The 20690-nt window shown below is 38.5% G+C and carries 15 protein-coding genes; 5 read left to right on the plus strand and 10 right to left on the minus strand.

Going from position 1 to position 20690, the window contains the following annotated elements; genetic code table 11:
* Positions 1–30 precede the first annotated feature (30 nt).
* Positions 31–1230 (minus strand): sugar transferase, encoded by a 1200-nt coding sequence (locus GJU39_RS23535; RefSeq protein WP_209437598.1) that lies wholly within the window; start codon positions 1228–1230, stop codon positions 31–33.
* Positions 1230–1634 carry a response regulator transcription factor gene (locus GJU39_RS06535; protein WP_154279894.1) on the minus strand — a complete coding sequence of 135 codons (405 nt, stop codon included), beginning with the start codon at positions 1632–1634 and terminating at the stop codon, positions 1230–1232. Before GJU39_RS06535 ends, GJU39_RS23535 begins: the two co-directional genes overlap by 1 nt.
* 613 nt (positions 1635–2247) lie before the next feature.
* Here GJU39_RS06535 and GJU39_RS06540 point away from each other — a divergent pair.
* Positions 2248–4113: a hybrid sensor histidine kinase/response regulator gene (locus tag GJU39_RS06540; protein ID WP_154279895.1), complete on the plus strand. Its 1866-nt coding sequence runs from the start codon at positions 2248–2250 to the stop codon at positions 4111–4113.
* Between the two features lie 39 nt (positions 4114–4152).
* On the opposite strand, the gene GJU39_RS06545 is transcribed toward GJU39_RS06540, so the two are convergent.
* Together GJU39_RS06545 and GJU39_RS06550 are read right to left on the minus strand one after the other, a co-directional pair.
* A complete protein-coding gene (locus tag GJU39_RS06545; protein WP_154279896.1) occupies positions 4153–4884 on the minus strand; it encodes a glycosyltransferase family 32 protein in 732 nt (243 codons plus the stop codon).
* Positions 4881–6407: a lipopolysaccharide biosynthesis protein gene (locus GJU39_RS06550; protein ID WP_154279897.1), complete on the minus strand. Its 1527-nt coding sequence runs from the start codon at positions 6405–6407 to the stop codon at positions 4881–4883. Before GJU39_RS06550 ends, GJU39_RS06545 begins: the two co-directional genes overlap by 4 nt.
* Before the next feature lie 112 nt (positions 6408–6519).
* Between GJU39_RS06550 and GJU39_RS06555 the strand changes: the two genes are divergently transcribed.
* A complete protein-coding gene (locus GJU39_RS06555) occupies positions 6520–7269 on the plus strand; it encodes a glycosyltransferase family 2 protein (protein WP_154279898.1) in 750 nt (249 codons plus the stop codon).
* A 7-nt stretch (positions 7270–7276) separates the two neighbouring features.
* Here the strand turns inward: GJU39_RS06555 and GJU39_RS06560 are convergent, their stop codons facing one another.
* From GJU39_RS06560 to GJU39_RS06585, 6 genes are all read right to left on the minus strand, one after another.
* Complete coding sequence (locus tag GJU39_RS06560) at positions 7277–8194, minus strand: glycosyltransferase family 2 protein (RefSeq protein ID WP_154279899.1); 918 nt, start codon at positions 8192–8194, stop codon at positions 7277–7279.
* 20 nt (positions 8195–8214) lie between these two features.
* Complete coding sequence (locus GJU39_RS06565) at positions 8215–9435, minus strand: glycosyltransferase (RefSeq protein ID WP_154279900.1); 1221 nt, start codon at positions 9433–9435, stop codon at positions 8215–8217.
* A 101-nt stretch (positions 9436–9536) separates the two neighbouring features.
* Positions 9537–10733, minus strand: coding sequence for a glycosyltransferase (locus tag GJU39_RS06570; RefSeq protein ID WP_154279901.1), 1197 nt, complete (start codon positions 10731–10733; stop codon positions 9537–9539).
* Positions 10714–12174: an O-antigen ligase family protein gene (locus tag GJU39_RS06575; RefSeq protein WP_154279902.1), complete on the minus strand. Its 1461-nt coding sequence runs from the start codon at positions 12172–12174 to the stop codon at positions 10714–10716. Before GJU39_RS06575 ends, GJU39_RS06570 begins: the two co-directional genes overlap by 20 nt.
* 12 nt (positions 12175–12186) lie before the next feature.
* Positions 12187–14337, minus strand: a complete 2151-nt coding sequence (locus GJU39_RS06580; RefSeq protein ID WP_154279903.1) for a GumC family protein — start codon at positions 14335–14337, stop codon at positions 12187–12189.
* Between the two features lie 6 nt (positions 14338–14343).
* A complete protein-coding gene (locus GJU39_RS06585; RefSeq protein ID WP_154279904.1) occupies positions 14344–15018 on the minus strand; it encodes a TolC family protein in 675 nt (224 codons plus the stop codon).
* Between the two features lie 525 nt (positions 15019–15543).
* Between GJU39_RS06585 and GJU39_RS06590 the strand changes: the two genes are divergently transcribed.
* From GJU39_RS06590 to GJU39_RS06600, 3 genes are all read left to right on the plus strand, one after another.
* A complete protein-coding gene (locus tag GJU39_RS06590) occupies positions 15544–16143 on the plus strand; it encodes an RNA polymerase sigma-70 factor (RefSeq protein WP_154279905.1) in 600 nt (199 codons plus the stop codon).
* A gap of 89 nt (positions 16144–16232) precedes the next feature.
* Positions 16233–17207, plus strand: coding sequence for a FecR family protein (locus tag GJU39_RS06595; RefSeq protein WP_154279906.1), 975 nt, complete (start codon positions 16233–16235; stop codon positions 17205–17207).
* Between the two features lie 98 nt (positions 17208–17305).
* Entirely contained in the window at positions 17306–20683 is a 3378-nt protein-coding gene (locus tag GJU39_RS06600; RefSeq protein ID WP_154279907.1) for a SusC/RagA family TonB-linked outer membrane protein, read from the plus strand.
* Positions 20684–20690: the final 7 nt, after the last annotated feature.

A 20690-nucleotide genomic window follows, 5' to 3' on the forward strand; every position in this document is an offset into this window, starting at 1 on the left:
TTTGTCTTTCTATTGCATGTTACCCAGTGTTTATACACTTTCTTTTTGAAAAATTGCTGGTATTGTTTTTAATATCAGCTTAATATCGTTTGTAAAACTTTGGTTCCTGGCATAGGTATTATCTAACATTAAACGTTCTTCTTCACTCATTTTTCCTTTGCCACGTTTTTCTACCTGCCATAAACCTGTTAATCCCGCCGGAGCGGCAAACCTCAGTACGGATTTATCGGTGGTAAGTTTTTCTGCTTCATAAATGGGTAAAGGCCTGTTGCCAACAATGCTCATATCGCCTTTTATTACGTTCCAAAGCTGTGGTAATTCATCAATACTCGTGTTTCTAATAAAATTACCCACCTTTGTGATCCGGGGATCATTAGTAATTTTAAAAAAAGCAGATCCGTTTTTCTGTGAGTGGAGGTAAACCTCATCTTTCTCACACCACTTTGCCCCATCTGCATAAATAGGATATTGGCATTTTCCCGTTTGCGCACAGGTTTCACAAAGTACCGGATTTACCTGGTTGAACTGCTCCTTTTTCTCCTCATTATTATATTGGTTAAGGTGCATCAGGTCTTTCACTTTCTGATCAGCATTGATATACATTGATCTGAATTTGTAGAATCTGAATATCTTAAAGCCTGTTCCTGTTCTTAAAGAATAATAAAGTACCGGCCCTTTTGATTCCAGCCGGATGAAAAGCGCCACCAAAAGGAGCAGTGGAAAAAGAATGATGAGTGCCATGCCGGCAAAAAATATATCGAACATGCGCTTGGCCAGGCCAATCTGATAAACTGATCTGGTTTGAGCAGGCAGTTCTTTAATGAGTGAAGGCCAGTTTCGGATTGAGAAAAGCACACGTTCTTCCAAACGGTCTTTTTGTATCGGGAGCCGGAATACGTCTGAAATCCCCGCGGTAAGCGCCAGGATTCTTAAATTTGAATTGAAATACCTTAATACCAGAAAAAAAGGAACCGCTGGCAGATTTCTGTTTTTAAGTGTCTCTATCAAAGAAAGGCCACCGTTAGATAATATTTCACTATTCGATATAACAGCCGCTATGTTTAGCGTTTTAGCTTCCCATTCTTGTACCAGTATCATCCCGTTTTCAAAATGAACCAGCTGTCTGCCTTCAAAATCACAAGTCCCGAAAAAAGAATGCAAAAAATCCCCATCAAAGCCTATTAGGGCAACGATCTGGAGATTAAGATCTGTTCCATCATGTTTTTCCATCAGATCACACTTTTTCCAGCTCGTCTTAATACCATTTTTATTCTCGCCTCTAATTCTGCCGGGTTAAAGGGCTTCACCACAAAATCATCGGCACCCGCATCCAGACATTTAATACGTTTATCTGAACTTTCTTCACCAGATAAGATCATAATAGGAAGGGAACGAAAGAAATCGCTTATTTTAAGTTGCTGTATTAATTCAAGACCATTCATGTTCGGTGTATTAAGGTCTGAAATGATCAGGTCTGGAATGTTGCCACCCTGTAGAAAAGCCAATGCACTCAGGCCGTCAGGTCTTATATCGATACGATAGGTTGCGTTGAGAATCTCATCAAGTACAGCTTGCATGAATTCATCATCCTCAACGAGGAGGATGTGTATCTGGGGATTGTTAATTTTACTCATTGGGGACGACGTATTATAGATTTAACCAAAAAACGCCAAAAGACTTAAGTTAAATAGTAGTAACACTAAGTTAATTCAAAAGCGATCTTAATTACCTGAATGTGTAACGTATAAATAAATACATTTCAAATCCCGGACATCTTATAAATGTTTACTGGTCAATTACAATAATAAGAAAAAATAAGTAGTCCATCTTTGTGTTATTCCTTTAGGGAGTAGTAATTTTGTAATGTTTTCATAATCATGACCTGCCTTGTTATTTGCTTGGTTATTAAAGCGGTAAAAGTAGTATATGGAGCATAGTTTTTAACAGAACTCAGTTAATCAGTATTTTTTAAAAGACATAAAAGAATAGCTTTTTGAAAGCGCATTATTGCCTGTTTAATTCATGAGGCCTGTCAATCAGTTTATTTAGGAATCAGAATGAACAAAAGGAAGACCGGAATGAATATTTTTAGGTAAACATTCATCTAAATGCCTGCAAAACCACATAATTTAATCTAAGTATAATCAATAAAATGATTATAGGTACGGTATTATATAATTATGGTCTTTTAAATTCTGATTTTATGGGTTTTTTTATAAATTTAAACAGATTAAGACCATCAGATTAATGGAAACCAATTTTTTATCCCTCGGTACTGTACAATTAAACAGGCTTTTTCCTTACTTCATTTTGTTGGATCCCAATATGAACATCACTCATATGGGAGCGCTATTGAAAAATGTTTGCGGTGATTGTATTGGAGGAAATTTTTTTGATCATTTTGAGCAATCTGATGAGAAAGACATTTTTGATTCACAAAATTTTGGCATTGGTATAAATATTAGTCCAAAAGGTGGAGCCGGTGCTGTTACGGGGAAGTGGGAGGAGTTCGGATTTGAAAAATCGTTTCTATTTGCCGGGGAAAAGTTTCTGTTGAAAAATAATCAGCAGACTTCGCCAAACCTCACCGCAGAAACAGATGCGGAAAAAACATCAGATGTAAAGGAAATGTTTTTGGCAAACATGAGCCATGAAATCAGAACGCCAATGAATGCGATTATCAGCATGGCCAATGAGCTTGCAAAAACTACGCTTACCGACGAACAGGATTATTACAACCAAACGATACAAACCGCATCAAAAGCCCTTTTGGTGATTATTAATGATATTTTAGATCTCTCAAAAATTAATGCCGGAAAACTGAACCTGGAACATATTGGTTTTGATCTCTCTGGCGTTCTTTCTGATGTTATGCAGGTAATCAGCCATAAAGCCCAGAAAAAGGGATTAGAAATTAGCTGTATTCTTCCTGAAAGTCAGAATATCTCTCCGGTACTAATGGGCGATCCGCATAGAATTAACCAGGTGGTATGGAACCTGATGAGCAACGCCATTAAATTTACCGCAAAAGGATCAGTCCGCTTAACCGCTACCGTTTTAAAAGAGGAGAAAGATAGCCAGGAAATTGATATTTTAGTGACAGATACCGGAATTGGAATGGATCCTGAATTTGTAAACCGTCTTTTCGATACTTTCAGCCAGGAGCACGAATCTGTATCCCGTGAATATGGAGGTACAGGCTTGGGGATGAGTATCTCCAAAAAACTGGTAGATCAAATGGGCGGACATTTCAAGGTGGAAAGTGAAAAAGGAGTGGGGTCAGCAATTTCTTTTGTGATTAAACTCGGGAAAGGACTGGATACTGACCTCCCGAAAGTGGCAAAAACGGGTTACAATGAGGAGTTATTTGAAGGGCGGAAAATCCTTATTGTTGATGATAATGAAACGAACAGGCTGGTTGCCAGTACCATATTATTAAGTTATGGCTCGCAGGTGTTAAATGCTGAGGATGGACAGATTGCGCTGGATATGGCTAAGGAAGATGTATATGATATCATTCTGATGGATATCCAGATGCCGGTACTTGATGGATATGAAACGACCAAAATGTTAAGATTACAGGGATACGCTGGCACGATCATCGCACTAACGGCTTCTGTTGTTCCGGGAGAAAGAGAAAAGTGCCTGGCTGCCGGCATGGATGATTATCTTACCAAACCTATTAATGAAGAACATCTTATCGATGTGATTGACAGTTGGATAAAGAAGAAACCAGTTTATACTCCTGAGCCTGAATTTATTGAGCCATTATATAGTTTAGCTGGCTTGAGGGTAATCAGTAAGGGGAGGGAAGATTTTGTAACCCGAATGATTGAGATGTTTTGCGAACAGGTGCCTGATGCCTTAACTAATCTGAATGCTTCCTTTCAGCAAGGTGATCTTCCCCAGGTGTCAAAACTGGCACACAAGTTAAAATCTACTATTGATCATCTGGAAATCAAATCGATTCAACGTACCATCAGGAGCATTGAATCGCTGAGCGATGAAGATGGCAGTAAAGAGGAACTGATCCCGATGATTGACGATGTGAACAGGATTCTTGATGAAGTGATCAGGGAGCTTCAGTTAGAGATCAAAGCACGAAACGAATAACTAAACTAATGGGCCTGGTTTATCACTTGTTTCCAATCCTTAACGCTTAAAATTTCTATAGTATTTAGCTAAAAAATCGGAAATTCTTTTTCCCAGTAATAAGTTCGCTAATTTGCCCATAGGGCTATAATTGGAATGCTGAAGCCAGGAGGCTGCAAAATGATGGATACTGTAAGTATTTTCAGTGATATTTATTTTTAGTGTTTTCCAGCTTTTAGGACTGAAATAATCACTTGGATAAATCGTACAATAGTTATCGATGACTTGTAAAGTATTATCTGTTTTGAGTGATTTTTGCGCTTTCATAAACGCCGTTATACTCTCTGTATTGGGATGGAGATCTAACCCGCCATTTGCCAGGTAAAAGCTTCTGTTGTGATAATAGGAGAGTAAATCATCAATCCACTGGCTCCCCTTAATGCTTCCCATAATGGCCGACGATAGTAATAAGTTATCTTCGAATCCTGTAAAAGCAATATGCTCCACTATAGCCTTATCGAGTGGTTTAAGAAATTCTACGTCTGTATCCAGGTAAATACCGCCAATCGTTTTAAGGGCATATAACCGGCAAACATCGGAGACGAAGGCAAACTTACGTTCATGATAGGCTTCGCGGGCGTATTGATACTGATTCACATCAAAATTTTCCTCATTCCATACTACAATTTCATATTCCGGAAGATATTGATTCCAGGAGGCAAGGCACTTTAATACCAGATCCGGCATTTCTCCTCTTCCAAACCAGCAGTAGTGTATAATTTTCGGTATCATCGCGTAACTCTCTTTTTAATCTTTTTATAACCTTCGTACAACTCGCTATGTTCAAACTTCATAAATAAAGAGACTACCAAAAGGATTAAGCCGATGATTAAACTATTGGTTAAAAAGGTAATCCAGGAATCAATCGTAAACAGATTTAGTCTTTTCCAGCAATAGGCAAGCAATAAGAGTAATATAAATCCGGCAAGCCCTTTAATCATTTTAACAAAAAAGTACCATCGCTTTTCTTCCAGGCAGTAGGCGGCATATAATGGGGTAAAAGTAAGGTGGCTGAATACACCGCTAATTAAGGCTGCAACAGGTATGGCATATACACCTAAATTACTGTACAGGCATAACAGAATCACTAAAACATAATTTAAAACGGAGATGAAAATGCCCCACACAGATGCCATTTTTAATTTATTGGTGATTACAAAAACATGATAAACCGTTTCAACCGTTCCATGAACGATAAAGGGAACAAGCGTAATAATCGAAAGAATATGCAGCCCTCTGGCATCTTGAGTTGGTAACCACAAATGAAAAAAGTCTTCACCATAAATAAAAAAGACAGCTAGCGGGACTAAAACCACGAGGAATATGGCTTTAAACGACTGATCTAAAGTGTGTTTTAATTTTTCCATGTCATTTCGGGCATAAGCCTTAAACATCTCCGGTAAAAATATAGGTACGATGATCCCGAGAAGGATATATATAGCATTCGGGATAAATTTAGTGAGGGATAAAAAACCCATACCAGATGCTCCAAAAAAATGATTGGCAATCAGTAAATCAAGTTGCGTATTGATTACATTCGAGAGTGCCATAATGGAGTTCCAGATTCCTGCACCAACAACCACGGATAGTGTGCTTTTGGAAAAGAAAGACCAATCGATCACTATTTCAGGCAACAGTTTTTTGGTAAGCCTGTAATTTGCGATCAGCGTATAAAGTGATAGAATGGCTGTAACCAACCCCAGAAAGTAAATCTTTGGCGTGAAAAAATAAAACAACAGAATAATTATGGCCAGTTTTATGATATTTGAAGCAATATTAATATAGGCTAACCTGTCAAATCTATTCAGTGCAAATGCCGTTACGGAAAAAACAGCTGAAGAGACATTGATGATCAAACTGATGAACATGAAAATGAAAAGCAACTTTACATCGGCAAACAGGCGGGTCGGGATGTCGAGGATGTTACTGATGAAATAGCAAAATAATGCGCTCACCAGGATGAAAAAGAAAGAAATTAATAAATTTCCAAACAGAATCGAATTGAAATAGGTATTTACTTCCTTGATTTCCTTTTTTTCTAAACTTATGGTAATGTACCGGCTCGACATCGAGTTTAGCGCAGTGGTAACAATACCTGCATACATGATGAAGTTATTGGTTAATGGAAAAAAGCCATAAGCCTCTTTACCCAAATGCGCTACAATATATGGGGTTAAAAAGAACGAAATTCCTATACCGGAAAGGGCACTAAAAAGATTGGAAACCAGGTTGATTACAAAACGTCTTCTATCCATATAAAAAGCTTGACTAAAGTACTGGTTTTTATTTAAATTTTACGGAAGCTTAAAAGGTCTGTAATAATTTTATATTTTAGTCCTCACGCATCAGATTTTAAAACAAATCAAATTGGAACCACTCGTATCGATTATTGTACCCTGCCATAATTCTGCTAAGTTTATTACGGCGACCCTGAATTCAATCGTTGCCCAGGATTATCCGTCATGGGAATTAATTATTATCGATGATCAATCAACAGATGATACCTCTACAATCGTAGAAAAATTTGCCCGCAAGTATAGCAACGTGCAATTTATTCCTTTGCAGAAAAATATGGGGGTTTCGAATGCGAGAAATCTTGGGATGACAAAAGCCAGCGGTAAGTATATCGCGTTTCTGGATAGTGATGATATCTGGCTGGAAAACAAACTAAGCCGGCAGGTGGCTTATATGGAAGATAAAAAGTTGGCCATGACTTTTTGCGCCTATAACCGGATTAACGAGGATGGCGTGACAATCTCAGGGGTAACTCCGGCTCCCTTTAGTGTTGGTTACGAACAATTACTATCTCACAATATGATTATATTTTCAACCTCGATGGTTTTAAAAAGTGTGATTGGCAATTTAGAATTTTCACCGGCGGGGCATGAAGACTGGATTTTCTTTCTTCAATTATTTAAAAAATGTAAGTTGGGATACGGGATTAATGAACCGCTGGCTTTATACAGAATCAGGAAGGATTCGCTTTCATCCAATAAACTGAAGGCTGTTGTAAAAACCTGGAAGATTTTGAGAGAAAGTGAAAAATTAGGCCTGGTAAAGTCTCTGTATCATTTTAGCAAATATGCAGTTTTAACCATTTTGAAAAGGCTGCGGTAGATAGAATTTATGGGCGCAGTTTAAATCCTAAAATTTTGCTCTCTTTACCATGGGTATAATTCCATAACAGGCCTTTGATTACCCATTTTGCCAAATGCGATTGATGGTTGAAAATGAATTTAAACACCGCCTTCGGACAAGCAATGAAAGTATAGTAGATGGAAAAGAAAATGGTATTCATCCAACCTGTATTCTTTCTAATGAAGAGCATCCTGTTGCGGGTGTGGAAATAGATCTTCATGGGGCTCTGCAAACCTACACTTATTGATTCTTTATGGTACACGTGGGTTTTACCTGTAAACCAGATTTGCTTACCTGTTTTTTTAAATTTTTCACACCAGTCCAGCTCTTCGTAATACAGAAAATAGTTTTCGTCCATTAATCCGGCTTTTAGCAAATCTACTTTGCGGCACATTACTGCAGCACCATGGCAATATCCTGTTTGATAACTTTTATCAGCATATTGCCCTTCATTGTGGTCTAATTCTCCAATGGTTGCATTTCTGCCAGTGAGGTAATTTACAGGGGTAAAACCTGCATATTGAATCACGTCTTTTCTGTCGAAATACAGTAATAATGGAGATAAAAGTCCTATGTTTTCATTTTTTTCAAATTCAGCGCACAGGCTTTCGATACAACCAGCAGGTAATTCGGTATCATTATTTAACAAAAAGATATAATCGCCACTTGCCTGTTTAATTCCTAAATTATTACCACCGGCAAAGCCTAAGTTTTCTCTGGACTGGATATATTTAATATTTCCAAAATGGGAAGAAAAGATCTCTTCCTGGTTTTGTTCCGCTCCGTTATCCACAATGATGACTTCCACATTTTTTCCGTCATAATATTTATCGATGGATTCGAGTAATGCGATCGTTACTGCTGCCTGATGAAAATTGACAGTTATAATGGAAGTGGTAGGCATTCGTTCTATAAATATTTATGTTAACTTTTATCCCCGGTAACGCTATTCGACACCTCATTAATTGCTTTGTAAATCTGCGCTACATTTTCTTCCCAGGTATGGGTATGTGCAAAGTTAACCCGCTCACGGGATATATCTTCGCTGTTTTCTGCCAATGCCTTTTCTGCTAATGCCACATAGTCTTCCTTCGTTTCTGCCAGGTACACATGATGCTCAAAAATGCTCATTGCCTCCGTTTTGGTAGCTATAGCGGGTTTACCCATCGCCAGATATTCATCGATTTTACGAGGGTAGTTACCAATGGTAAGCGGATTTATCGTTTGCGGATTTAAACACACATCAAAGCCATTAATGTACGCCGCTAAGGTTTCAGTCTTTTTGCTTCCTAAAAAGTGTACATTGCCCATATGATGGAGTTCACTTTTTTTGAAATCATCATCCTCTGGTCCAACCAATACAATGCTCCAGTCTGGCCGTTCTTTTGCCAGGTGTAACAGAATTTCTTCATCAAGTCTGATGGATAATATGGCACCTACATATCCCAGTATCGGGCCTTTAATTGTGGAAAGGTCTTCGGGTATAGGGATATGAACATCATTTCTAAAGAGCGTGAAATCACAACCCTGTCCAACATAAAAAGAATTAGGATTATATTTCCTGCAATAATTAGCCAGGAAAACGGAATTTGCTACGCAGAGATCACTTTTTTCAATCAACCGAGGCTCTAAGTATTTGCCATGATACTGCCAATAGGGGGTAGCAATAATATAGTCTCTGGAATAATAAACACTGAGCGCTGGATTTAAAAGTTCTTTTAGATGAAAACTCCTGAAAATATCATTATCATTAAATAATATGAAATTTTCAAAGTTCAATTTCCTTGATGCAAAATTGATATCTCTGGCAAATTTCTGATTGTTTAGTTTATTTAGCCAGCGAAAGAGGGGGACGATTTTAATCCAGTTAATGGATTCGACTATTATTTTGGGGTAATAAACCCACAAATTCGGCGATACCTGTTCAAGACCCTCTTCTTTTCCCGCAATGATTCGCAAACGTTTTTTAACCGTTTCGGCATCTTTTTGCTGAAAACTTGTCCTTCTGTCCAGTGGTGCATTGATATACAATACGCGGTTATTTTTGCTAAATTCCAGTGCCAGATCCTTGCAGTTACTGCCAATAGCAGTATCCCAGGGTTGTTGGCCCACTACAATAATGTCTCTGTTGTTTAAAATCGACATTTCCTACTTTTTTATGGTATGTTTTGAGGTGTTTACCCCTTTAATAAAACCGATGATTCCAAACAGGATACCTATAACGGCGAGCAGCTCTACTGGCATGGTTAGTTGTTGTTAACTGTTTTATTATGATGTGGAGTTACCATAAAAGATTTTTTAGCCTTACCAATGCTGAATAATGCGATGACCATTCCGATCATTGCCCTTGGGATTTGTAAAACGGCTAAATAAAGTCTTTTATCTACGTAGAATTTTTTTGGTATGGCAATTAACAAGGTGAAGCAAATACTCAGGAATAAAGTTGTCCAGAATACTTTGCCTGGTCCGACAGGGTTAAAATAGGCTTGAATGGCCATTATAAACAACAATGCCAGCAACAATATCCTGGGTACCAGAAAGGTTTGCAATGTTTTATTAAAAAACCCTATGTTTCCCTGAAATAATTTTACCAATCCTTCCAGGGCATATGTTTTCAGGAACTCTATTTGCGAGGCAATCCACCTGGTGCGCTGGTTGGTAAACACCTGGGCATTATCTACTTTTTCATCGTAAACAAACACATCATTTAAATAAGCTACTTTGATTTTATCTTTGGCAATAATAAAATCCAGTTTTTTATCCTCACCAACCGTTTCGCCGATATCGCCTAATAATTTATGAAAATACGGAAAGTCAAAAGCCATACCCGATCCGATCAGCGTTGCCGATAAGCCCATAACCGCATGGCCTTTGCGATAAATCTGGTTATTTACTTCTTCGTTACAGGCATCTAAAAAGGCAAAGCTGGTGTCTACATCTTTAGCTGTCCGGTGTACCTGAATAACTTTGTTTCCTTGTTGATAGGAGCTGTTAATGTAATTTAAACAATCTATCCCGAGTACATTATCAACATCTAATACCATCGCAATATCGAAACCCTGATCTTTAAGCCTTTCCATGGCAAAGTGAAGCGCCTTACCTTTGGTGCTTTTCTCAAAAAAAACTTCAATTACTTTGGCGCCCAATTTTGTTAAAGTAACATTGGTTTCGGGCTGTAAGCCATCTGCAATAACCACCACTTCAAACAGGCCGTTATATTGGTGTTTTAATGCTGATTTTACACTTTCTATAATGACACTGTTTTCCCGATAGGTTGGGAAGAGCAGTGCAATCTTTTTATATTCACTGGCATTTTTTTGCGTTTTGGGCAATGCAAATAAACCTGCGATGGCGAAAAAGGCTAAATACAAACAATTTAAAAGCAGGTAAATGCCTAAAATCCAAAATAATATATTTAGAATGTTAATTATGATCAGTTCCATCAAATTCAGTTTGTTTTAGCTTGTTATCGAGCCATGGTGCAATATACACAAACGACCATGACATAAACATAATTACCGAAGAAGGCATTCCATTCATGACTTCGTTACCATAACTACAAATAAAACAGGCGATCGTTCCGGCAGTAAGGGCATTCATCTTTGCCTTTAACTTGGGGTCCTGAATCTTCCACACAATGCCACTGCATTTACCGATAATATACGAGGTAAAGGCAAACCAGATGATGAGGCCAACGATTCCATACATTACCCAAATCTTTACCCAATAGCTGTCTGGCTGGATGTTGGCTATGGGTTTATCGCCATTATAAGTGGTTCCATTCATCCCACTCATCCCTAAACCAGCACCAAAAGGCAAATCTTTCAATATTGATTTTAGTTTAACCTGGTTATCCAACCGCACTTTGAAAGAGGCATCTGCCGGATTTAATGCACTACGTAAACGACTAACCTGAAATATATTTTCCCCGATGGTTGTATATTTTAATATGATGAAACCACTTGCGCAAAAAAGAACGCCCACCAGTAACACTTTAAAATTTTTACTTAAAAATAAAGCAGATGCCACGCCTGCTGCCAGGGCGAACAGTGCTCCCCGGGTTCCTGAAATGGCCATTCCATAAAGAAATACCAGGGTGGCTAAACCGAAAATTATTTTTTTGCCCAAGCTGAATGGACCCATCAGCAGGGCTAAAGAAATAGCCGCCATGATGGCTTGTGAGGCACCAAACTGACCGGCATCAGAATAAATGGAAAACACCCGGAGTTTACCTTTTATCATATGGGTAACCTCATTACCCATCCCCATCCACTCTTGTTCGCCACGGGTCAGCCCAAAATAAAGTTGTTTTGCGCCATATAAGCAGGCCAGTGAGGAGAAAAGCAGAATGAAGATAATAAACCGGTTTAAGTCTGCACGGCTGTTAAATATTAAAAATACCAATGGTGCGATGAGTAACCAGCTTAATGCTACAAACCTGAGTTCGTTAAACCAGGCCACCATGCTTCCACCGTAAGGATTTAATATTTGCAGCAAACTAATGCCAAACCAGACTACGGATAATAAAACATGGTCATTTTTTAAATTTTGCCAGTTGAATTTGTCCATATTAATCAGGATGCTGCACCAGGTGAGCAGTAATATTGCTTCCAATGCAAGGCCCACCGGAATCTGGAGGAAAGCTTTAACTAAAAAACCTAACAGAAAGCAATAGGCAAAATAGACCCAAAAGGCAAGTTTAGGGTCTTTAAAAGCAGAAATTAAAAATGCACCTGCCACTGCTACAGCTACCGCGCACAAAGGCCCTAAAAATCCGAATTTGCTAATGGAACCTGCAACCAGTATGGAGAGGCACGCGGAGATCATAAAAAAGATGATCTTTTTTTTATGATCGATGATATAGGTGTTCAGTTTTTGAAGCATCTGACCTGCTTGTTAAGCTTTAACGCCGCTAATAACCCATCCTGTAAACTTCTGATCTTCATTTAGCTGTACAAGTTTTTCCAGTTCCTGGCCATCAATGGAATCGCCGGCCATAAATAAAGCGATGTAACGATCTGTAAAAAAGATCCATTCTTTAACGGCTGATAAACTATCAACCGGATCTAAATACACCAGGATTAAATCAAACTGTACATTAAATGCATTAAAGATCTGATCAATACCTTCCTGATGGCCCTTCTCCAGCAGTGATTTACCCCCTAAATTATTGCTTAAAAAAGTAACAGACTGATCTGCTACAACTGGTGATCCTGCCAGAACATTCCCAATGGATTGATGAGTAGGGATCTTTAATTTTTCCAGTTCAATTGCTATTTCAGCATCACCAATCAACAAGATTTTTTTGCCCAGCGAAGCGAACGAGTAAGTTAAGCTGAGGAGTGTGAAGATTGGAGATTTCGATGATTTTATACTTGTGATGCCTAAAACTTTTTGGTTCCCCACAGCAAGCAGATGATCAATTTCAAAGCGAAGCGCCCGCATTTGATCTTTGAATAGGGAAATTTCCTCCTCGGGATGTTCCTCCAGCCACACTTTCCTGATATCTCTGTTTTTAGGTTTAATGGAATTCAATTCACCAATCACTTTGCCTTTAGTGGCTGCCTTTAACTCTTTTGCATCGTTAATAGAATGATCTAAAAAGTAAATCATAAATAACAGAAAGAAACAAATCGCGAAGCTGGCAGCAACACTCAATGCCAGGTACAATGGTTTTTTAGACGATTCCGGTCTGGTTGGCACGCCTTCCTGTACCAGTTGTAACCGCAAACCAATATTTTTATCCAGGCTGGTTTGATTATATCGGCTTAATATCTCAAGATATTCTTTGGTCGCTACATCGGCATTGCGTTCAAAGTTTTGAACTCCCGCATCAAATGGAACCATCCCGGTAAATTTTGCATTTAATTTATCCAGTTCGCGGTCAATATCTTTTATGCCTGCTGTTGTTTGTTCTAATTCTATGCCTATGGAGATGCGTCGTTGAACCAGCGTTTGTTTAGCGATGAGCGGGTCGCTCACGTACCGGTCATTTGATTTCAATAGTTTTGCGCTTAGTAAAAGCTGCAACGAATCTACTTTCTTTTTATCCGTAGCTTTATAGCCTCCGTCCAGATAAATATTTTCTGCAGCCTCGATTTTATTTTTTAAATTGATAATATCCTGATTATCGACGATTGTTTCTGCCCCAAGATACTTGTCAATGTATCTGCCGTCTAATTTATTGTTTACACTTTTTAATGCAGCCAGCGCAGCCTGCTTATCAATTAGCGCCTGGCTCTTTTTATTCTCATTATCGGTAATTTGCTGATAAATGATTTGTGATTGCTTATCGAGGTTTAATACGCCGTTTTTAATTTTATAATCTTTCAGCTGCAAAATCCGTTCATTCATGATGGCTTCCTTTTTCTTCAGGAGCGAATCCAGCACCAGGATGGATGTATTTTTATTGTTGATCTGATCTAAACTGTAATTATTGATAAAATCGCTGGAGAGGGTATTTACCACAAAAACAGAAAGCAAAGTGTTCGGAGACAAAAAATCTACGGAAATAAAATCGCTGTTTTGCTCGTGGTTAATACTCAGTTTCCTGTTAAGGCTTTCTGCATCATAGCCCATAGACATCACAAGATCATAAAGCATCGGCTTACCATTATCCAGCGGTGTTAACGCTTCTCTTTTAATCAGTCTGCTCTCGAACAAATTTATAGCCTCTTGCCTTTGAGCATTATTTAGGTTTTTAAGATTATCACTTAACGGCTTAAAGGGTGCCGTTGGATTTTTAAGGTCGTGTAAGATCAACCTGTAAGACAAAATGCTCATGTTCTTCGGCATTTTCATTACATCGATAATCGTGGTAAACTGTTGGTTCAGTTTTATAATAACATCCGGACCTGAATAACCTTGTAATTCGTTTGCAACCTGCCGGGATGGGTCTAACAAACCTGTAGAAATCTTTGCTTCAGATTTATATTCTTTCGGGAGATTTTTAATAAAGAAAAAAGTGATTATCAGCGTCAGGGCAGGGACTGAAATGATCAGCCACTTGTATTTTCGCGTCAGATTTAAAAATTCTTGAATATTCATAATTGCTTATTTCACGTTCTCTAAGGGTACACCAATTAATGCTTCGAGGGAATCTTTAGCTTTTAATAAATTAAGCTCTGCCAATAATCGCTCTGAATTAGCATAGGAAGCTATCGTCTTTGCTTTAGTGTAATCATCCAGACTAGCCTCACCTTTCTCAAATTTATACCTGAGCCCGTCACTCGCCGCTTTGTTATCGGTATACGTTTGCGCCTTAACTTTCAAATCTGCAGCTTCGTGTAAATATTCGTAATAGGTTTTCTTTACTTCGGAAGCCAGTAAAATGTCGTACTCCTGGGCCTGGTAAATCTTTTCATTATGTTCTTCTTTTGCCTGCCTAACAAATGCCGGTGTCCTGAATATTATCCCCATGTTAAAAAAAATACCAAGTTGCAGGCCGTTCAGCGTATAGTTATTGGTTGTGTTTATTTTAGAAGCATTGGTTGGACTATAGTTGTAAGAGGCCGTAAACGCATCCAGGTAAGTAGCTCTGGCTACTCCAACTTTAGCTTTAGCACTTAATTCGCTGGCTTTGTACATTTTTCTTTTAGGGTAGTTTTGTTTGGCCAATTCAACATACTTCTCCAGAAGCATATAATTAATATTCCCAATAAAGCTCTCCTGTGCGTAAGTATTGAAGGAAAATAAAAGAATAGTGAAAAATGTGATAATTCTTTTCATTGGTTAGGTGTTGTACTTTGTTCTTTGGGGACGTAAAAAATATTGCTGATAAGGATTCAAATCTACTGAATTAGAATTTTCTTTTAAGCAACGAAAGCATTTTTTTTAGCTAAGTTGTAAACTTTCTCATACTTACCATGAAGTATAAGCAAAACGATTTAAATTCAGGTGTTTTCACTTCTGATATTTAGTTGGAGCCATTGGTTTTTTTTGTGGAATTTCAAGGTATCGGGGCAGTCAGATGACGAATGTTAGCAATAATAACAGGCGTGTTATTTTATAGGATCACCATCTGGTTTAAATGCCTGGTTTTTTATGGCTGGCAGTGAGCGATGCGGAGGAAAACGAATATTTATCTACCAGCCGGCAATGCTGAGAAGCAGGCCTTTGTTTATAAAGTTAACATGGTTAAGCGAAAACCTTTTTAATAGACGAACGCTATGCAGCTAACCAGGCCCTGCTCATTGCATTCTGTTTTAGTACGAAGTAATTTATCTATATTAGGGGTTTTAGTGTGATAGGTAAATGAATAGATACCCGAATGAATCCGATGAGTTGTTGCTTTCAATGTCAGCAAATGGAGACATATCGGCTTTTTCTGAACTTTATGACCGGTATTGGAAGGCTTTGCTTGCTAAGGCCTTTGCCAGGCTGAAAAACAAGGAGGACGCAGAAGAAGTAGTTCAGGAGTTGTTTATCAGCATCTGGCATCGCCGCCAGAAGATCCAATTGTTGTTTACCTTCAAAACTTACGTTTTTGCATCTTTAAGATATGAGATTCTTAGTTTTATTGCTAAACAAAAGCATAGAAGAAATGATATTTCGCTCGAAGGTTCAGAAAATTTTGACCTTTGGATACAAGATGAAGAATTTCATTCGCTTGAAATGAAAGAACTACAGTCGCAGATTAATGTCGTTATCGATAAATTGCCGGAAAAATGTCGTCTTATATTTAAAATGAGCCGAAACGAGGGTTTGAGTGCGAAAAATATAGCCTCAGAACTCAAAATATCCCATCGAACAGTCGAAACACAAATCAGTAAAGCCATTCGCGTGCTGAAAAGTTCATTTAAAGATTATAATTCCTATATATTATTGGTTTTTTTTGAATTTTTAAATAAATAACAGGGATTTTTGTTTTTTATTTTCAGTCAGCGTACGTGTTCGCTTCAAAATTACACGCTATTATAATAAATCAACCAAACCAATTCAACATGTCTGTTCCCGAACATATAAAATTCTTAATTCTAAAATGGAAAAAGAAGCAGCTGAATGAAGTTGAGCAAAAAGAGCTTGACGATTGGTATGATCAGCCGCTTCCAGAAAATTTAGAGATTGATGGAGATGAGCAAAACACCAAATTAAAAATGTTTAACAGTATTCAGTATACCCTGGGGATACGTGAAAAACGGAGTTTTTTCTTAAATCCGCTATGGGCAGGGGTTGCAGCGGCTATACTGATTGTTGCTGGAATTTCCCTTTATTTCATAAACAATAAACAAACAAAAGAAAATATGGCCACTGTACACCAGGTGGAAAGTAATGGAAGTACAAAAAGAATTATCCTCCCCGATAGCAGTATTGTTTGGCTTAAAAAGAATAGCAAGCTATCTTTTCCGGAAGACTTTGCAAAGAACGAACGAGAAGTTGTTTTAAATGGAGAAGCATTTTTCGAAATCGCTCACAACAAACGTTGGCCATTCAAAATTAAGTCTGGAAGTTTCACCACCACCGTATTGGGAACGAGTTTCAACCTTCGGTCGGGAACGGGGAATAATGAATATGATATCGATGTTTTAACCGGGAAAGTTGAAGTTTCCAACAATCGTCAGGATGGTAGAAACGAAATATACTTTGTTCAGGCAAATCAAAGCTTTAAAGCTTTGGTGGGTAAGGTAGAACAATTTAAGGAAGAGGGTAAAGGAGATAAAATCAAAACCCTTACTTCAGGTACGCAATATGATATGGCTTTCGATAAAGTCCCTTTTGAGGAAATTATGTTACGCTTCGAGCAAAAGTTCAATATAAAATTTGAAGGCTATACCGGTGAGTATAACGCTTGTGTGATTACTGCAGACTTAACTAATTTATCACTCAACAAATCTTTGCAGATTTTATGCAGCGCTATCAATGCAAACTATAAAATTGATGATAACAAAATAAAACTAACAGGAGGGGGCTGTTTTTGATGGTATAAATAACCCCAACCTGTCAGCTCAAACGCCAGTGCGACAACACTAACGATTTTGGCTTTTTTCTTACTTTCTCAAATAAACAAACCAAACAAATGTACAAAAAATATTTGACATGGAAATTCCGTGTCCATATATTGCCAGTGAAACCTGCGATCGAACCATCGCAAAAAACCGGCAAATTTAAGCTGCCATCCCTGCTGCTTTTCACCTTGCTTTTATTGCAACTGCAATCTTTCGCACAATCCATTTCCGAAAAGAAAATCAGCATTGCATTTACTAATTATTCTTTAGAGCAGATTATTGCAGATTTAGAACTTCAAACTAAAGTTAAGTTTGTATACAATGAAGCCCTTATCAATAAGGGAAAAAAAATAAACGGCAATTTTCAGACCGAAACCTTCTCTACTGTTTTAGAAAAAATACTGAGACAATATGAAATCAGTTACGAAATGGTCGATAATAAATTTGTCATCTTAAAAAGTAATCCCGCCAGGCAAAGCCAGCCTACATCCAATGCTAAAGCAGAAGGCGTTGCAGAAAGGGGCTTTTTACAAAGCGGTATTGTACTCGATGAGATAGGGAAACCACTTCCGGGCGTATCTGTGCACCTCAACAATGCAACCAATATTGCTTTTACAGATTCGAAGGGGATTTACCAAATCGGGATACCCAACAGCGCAACCTTAATTTTATTCACCTATATCGGCTATAAGAATAAATCAGTTCTTGCCAGTAACGGCCAGCAAATTGTATCCAGGCTGGAGCCTGATCCCGGAAGATTGGATGAGGTAAATGTGATTGGATATGGAACGGCATCGAGACGGACCAGTACAGGTTCAGATATGGGCATAACTGCTAAAGAACTGGAAAGAACACCTGCTTCTAATCCGGCAGCGGCCTTGCAGGGTAGGGTAGCAGGGGTTTACATTACACAGGGAAACGGTTCTCCGGGAGCACCAATGGTGTTTACCATTAGGGGTACCAATTCGATTGCAGGAAGAAACAATCCTTTATTTATAGTAGATGGCGTTCCTTATTTAGCTGAGGCGGTTAATGCACAAACAGGCAATTCGCTTGATGCTGCGAATGGATCAACGAGTCCTTTAAATAGTATAAATCCTGCTGATATTGAAAGCATTAATATTCTAAAGGATGCTGATGCAACTGCCATTTATGGATCGAGAGGTGCAAATGGTGTCGTGCTCATCACCACGAAGAAGGGCAAAGCAGGTAAAACCACGCTTGATGGAATAGTTAAACATGGTGTTTCAGAAGTAAGTCACTTTGTGAATACCTTAAATGTACAAGATTACCTTGCAATCCGCCGCCAGGCTTATGTAAATACCGGAGTTAATCCGATAGATGATTCTGCTTTCGATTTAACCCGTTGGGATCAGGGTGCGCAAACCGATTTTCAGAAATTGCTTATTGGCAATACGGCGAATATGACTGAAGCAAACCTTGCGCTTGGAGGTGGGGATGAGCGTACCAATTTTCGCATTAGCGGAACGCACTGGCGCCAGGGAAATGTGTTTACCAAAGATCAGGGATATAAGCGAACGGCTGCCAACCTCAATGTAGGCCACCTTAGCTTAGATCGGAAGTTTGAAGTGAACATTTCTGCCATCTACAGTGCAGAACAGAATAATATTTCTGTGCTCGACCTTACTTCCGCAGCTTATAATCTTCCGCCAAATTATCCATTATACAATCCTGATGGAAGCTTATACTGGAGTGGGGTTGCTTTCGGAATTCCGGTTAACCCGCTTGGGCAACTTCGTCAGCTACAGGATAATAAGACGAATACGCTCTTAACCAATATGGTGCTTAATTACCATATTCTGGAAGGTTTAAGCTTCAAAACGTCTTTGGGTTTTAGCAGGTCTGATATGGATCAATCCAGAATTAATCCCATGTCTTCGATGGATCCCGGGGTAAGTACCAATGAGTCCAGCAGTATGTTTGTAAATAATAATACTACCAATTACATCATAGAGCCACAATTAAATTATAACCGTAACATCTTAAAAGGCAAATTAACGACCATGATTGGCGGCACATGGCAATCGCAAAATTCTAATCAGCCTTATTATACGCTTGCAAGGGGTTTTGCTTCTGATGCTTTCCTGACAGATCTTGCCTCTGCCAATACGGTAAGCGTTTCAAGTAGTTCCAGCCAATACAAATATGCATCAGTATTTGCCAGGGTTAATTACAACTGGGAAAGTAAATATATAGTCAATCTGAATTTTAGAAGAGACGGATCATCTCGTTTCGGTCCGAACTCCCGTTACGGAAACTTTGGTTCGGTAGGTGCAGCATGGATTTTTACCGAGGAAAAATTTGCCAAGGAATTATCGGTGCTAAGTTTTGGAAAACTAAGAGGAAGTTATGGAATTGTTGGAAGTGATCAAATTGGTGATTACCAATACCTGGATTCTTATGTTTCTGTGCCCTATCAATATAATGGAATCAATGGACTTACTCCGGTAAGGATTGCAAACGATGCCTACAGGTGGGAAGAGACAAAAAAACTAGAGGTAGCGATTGATCTGGGTTTTTTTAAAGACAGGATTTCCTTAACAGCCGCATACTATCGAAACGTAACCGGAAACCAACTGGTAAGCTTTCCTTTAAGTATCCAGGCAGGGTTTTCAAGTTATCAGGGAAATTTACCTGCAACTGTTGAAAATAAAGGATTGGAAATTACCCTTTCTTCACAGAACATCAAAAGTAAAGACTTCAGTTGGAGTACAAACATCAATTTCTCTGTGAACAGCAATAAACTATTGTCTTTCCCTAATATAGAAAATACATCTTACTATTCCAGATATTTGGTAGGCAGGCCGTTAACGAGTAATCTGGTTTATCAATATACCGGAATGGACCCAACCACTGGTTTGCCTACCGTTGCAGATCTGAACGGGAACGGATCGATCAATGTTGGCTTTCTTGAAACGGGGAGAGGTGACAGGTATTTCGCTGGCAGTTCACAGCCAAAATTTTATGGCGGTGTATCAAATACATTATCTTATAAAGGGATAACTGTAGATTTTCTTTTCCAGTTTGTAAAACAAACAGCCCGAACCATATTGTCGGAATCTTTCTTTCCTCCCGGATTCATGAACAATGCTGCTTCCGGTCCTATTCTGGAATACGTCAATTCCGGTCTGAGTAATCAACCGCAAATCACCAGTAACTTTGATAATGCTTATGATGCCTATAGCAATTACACTAGTTCGGATGCCATATATAAAGACGCCTCATTTATCAGGCTTAAAAATGCAAGTGTTTCTTATGATTTCAGGGGTAAATGGTTGAAAAGATTAAAGCTGCAGAATCTCAGATTTCAGTTGCAGGGGCAAAATCTTTTTACAATTACAAATTATGAAGGCTTTGATCCTGAATTCAGGGGATTAAACTTGCCACCGTTGAGAACGATAGTTGGTGTATTACAATTTACCTTTTAAACAGAAT

It is taken from the genome of Pedobacter petrophilus (assembly GCF_009674725.1).
In the GTDB taxonomy this organism is placed as follows: Bacteria; Bacteroidota; Bacteroidia; order Sphingobacteriales; family Sphingobacteriaceae; genus Pedobacter; species Pedobacter petrophilus.

What these genes read in the sequence shown, in the direction of transcription:
- GJU39_RS23535 (WP_209437598.1), bottom strand. Translation starts at nt 1,230, where the DNA reads ATGGAAAAACATGATGGAACAGATCTTAATCTCCAGATCGTTGCCCTA.
- GJU39_RS06535 (WP_154279894.1), bottom strand. Translation starts at nt 1,634, where the DNA reads ATGAGTAAAATTAACAATCCCCAGATACACATCCTCCTCGTTGAGGAT.
- GJU39_RS06540 (WP_154279895.1), top strand. Translation starts at nt 2,248, where the DNA reads ATGGAAACCAATTTTTTATCCCTCGGTACTGTACAATTAAACAGGCTT.
- GJU39_RS06545 (WP_154279896.1), bottom strand. Translation starts at nt 4,884, where the DNA reads ATGATACCGAAAATTATACACTACTGCTGGTTTGGAAGAGGAGAAATG.
- GJU39_RS06550 (WP_154279897.1), bottom strand. Translation starts at nt 6,407, where the DNA reads ATGGATAGAAGACGTTTTGTAATCAACCTGGTTTCCAATCTTTTTAGT.
- GJU39_RS06560 (WP_154279899.1), bottom strand. Translation starts at nt 8,194, where the DNA reads ATGCCTACCACTTCCATTATAACTGTCAATTTTCATCAGGCAGCAGTA.
- GJU39_RS06565 (WP_154279900.1), bottom strand. Translation starts at nt 9,435, where the DNA reads ATGTCGATTTTAAACAACAGAGACATTATTGTAGTGGGCCAACAACCC.
- GJU39_RS06570 (WP_154279901.1), bottom strand. Translation starts at nt 10,733, where the DNA reads ATGGAACTGATCATAATTAACATTCTAAATATATTATTTTGGATTTTA.
- GJU39_RS06575 (WP_154279902.1), bottom strand. Translation starts at nt 12,174, where the DNA reads ATGCTTCAAAAACTGAACACCTATATCATCGATCATAAAAAAAAGATC.
- GJU39_RS06580 (WP_154279903.1), bottom strand. Translation starts at nt 14,337, where the DNA reads ATGAATATTCAAGAATTTTTAAATCTGACGCGAAAATACAAGTGGCTG.
- GJU39_RS06585 (WP_154279904.1), bottom strand. Translation starts at nt 15,018, where the DNA reads ATGAAAAGAATTATCACATTTTTCACTATTCTTTTATTTTCCTTCAAT.
- GJU39_RS06590 (WP_154279905.1), top strand. Translation starts at nt 15,544, where the DNA reads ATGAATAGATACCCGAATGAATCCGATGAGTTGTTGCTTTCAATGTCA.
- GJU39_RS06595 (WP_154279906.1), top strand. Translation starts at nt 16,233, where the DNA reads ATGTCTGTTCCCGAACATATAAAATTCTTAATTCTAAAATGGAAAAAG.
- GJU39_RS06600 (WP_154279907.1), top strand. Translation starts at nt 17,306, where the DNA reads ATGTACAAAAAATATTTGACATGGAAATTCCGTGTCCATATATTGCCA.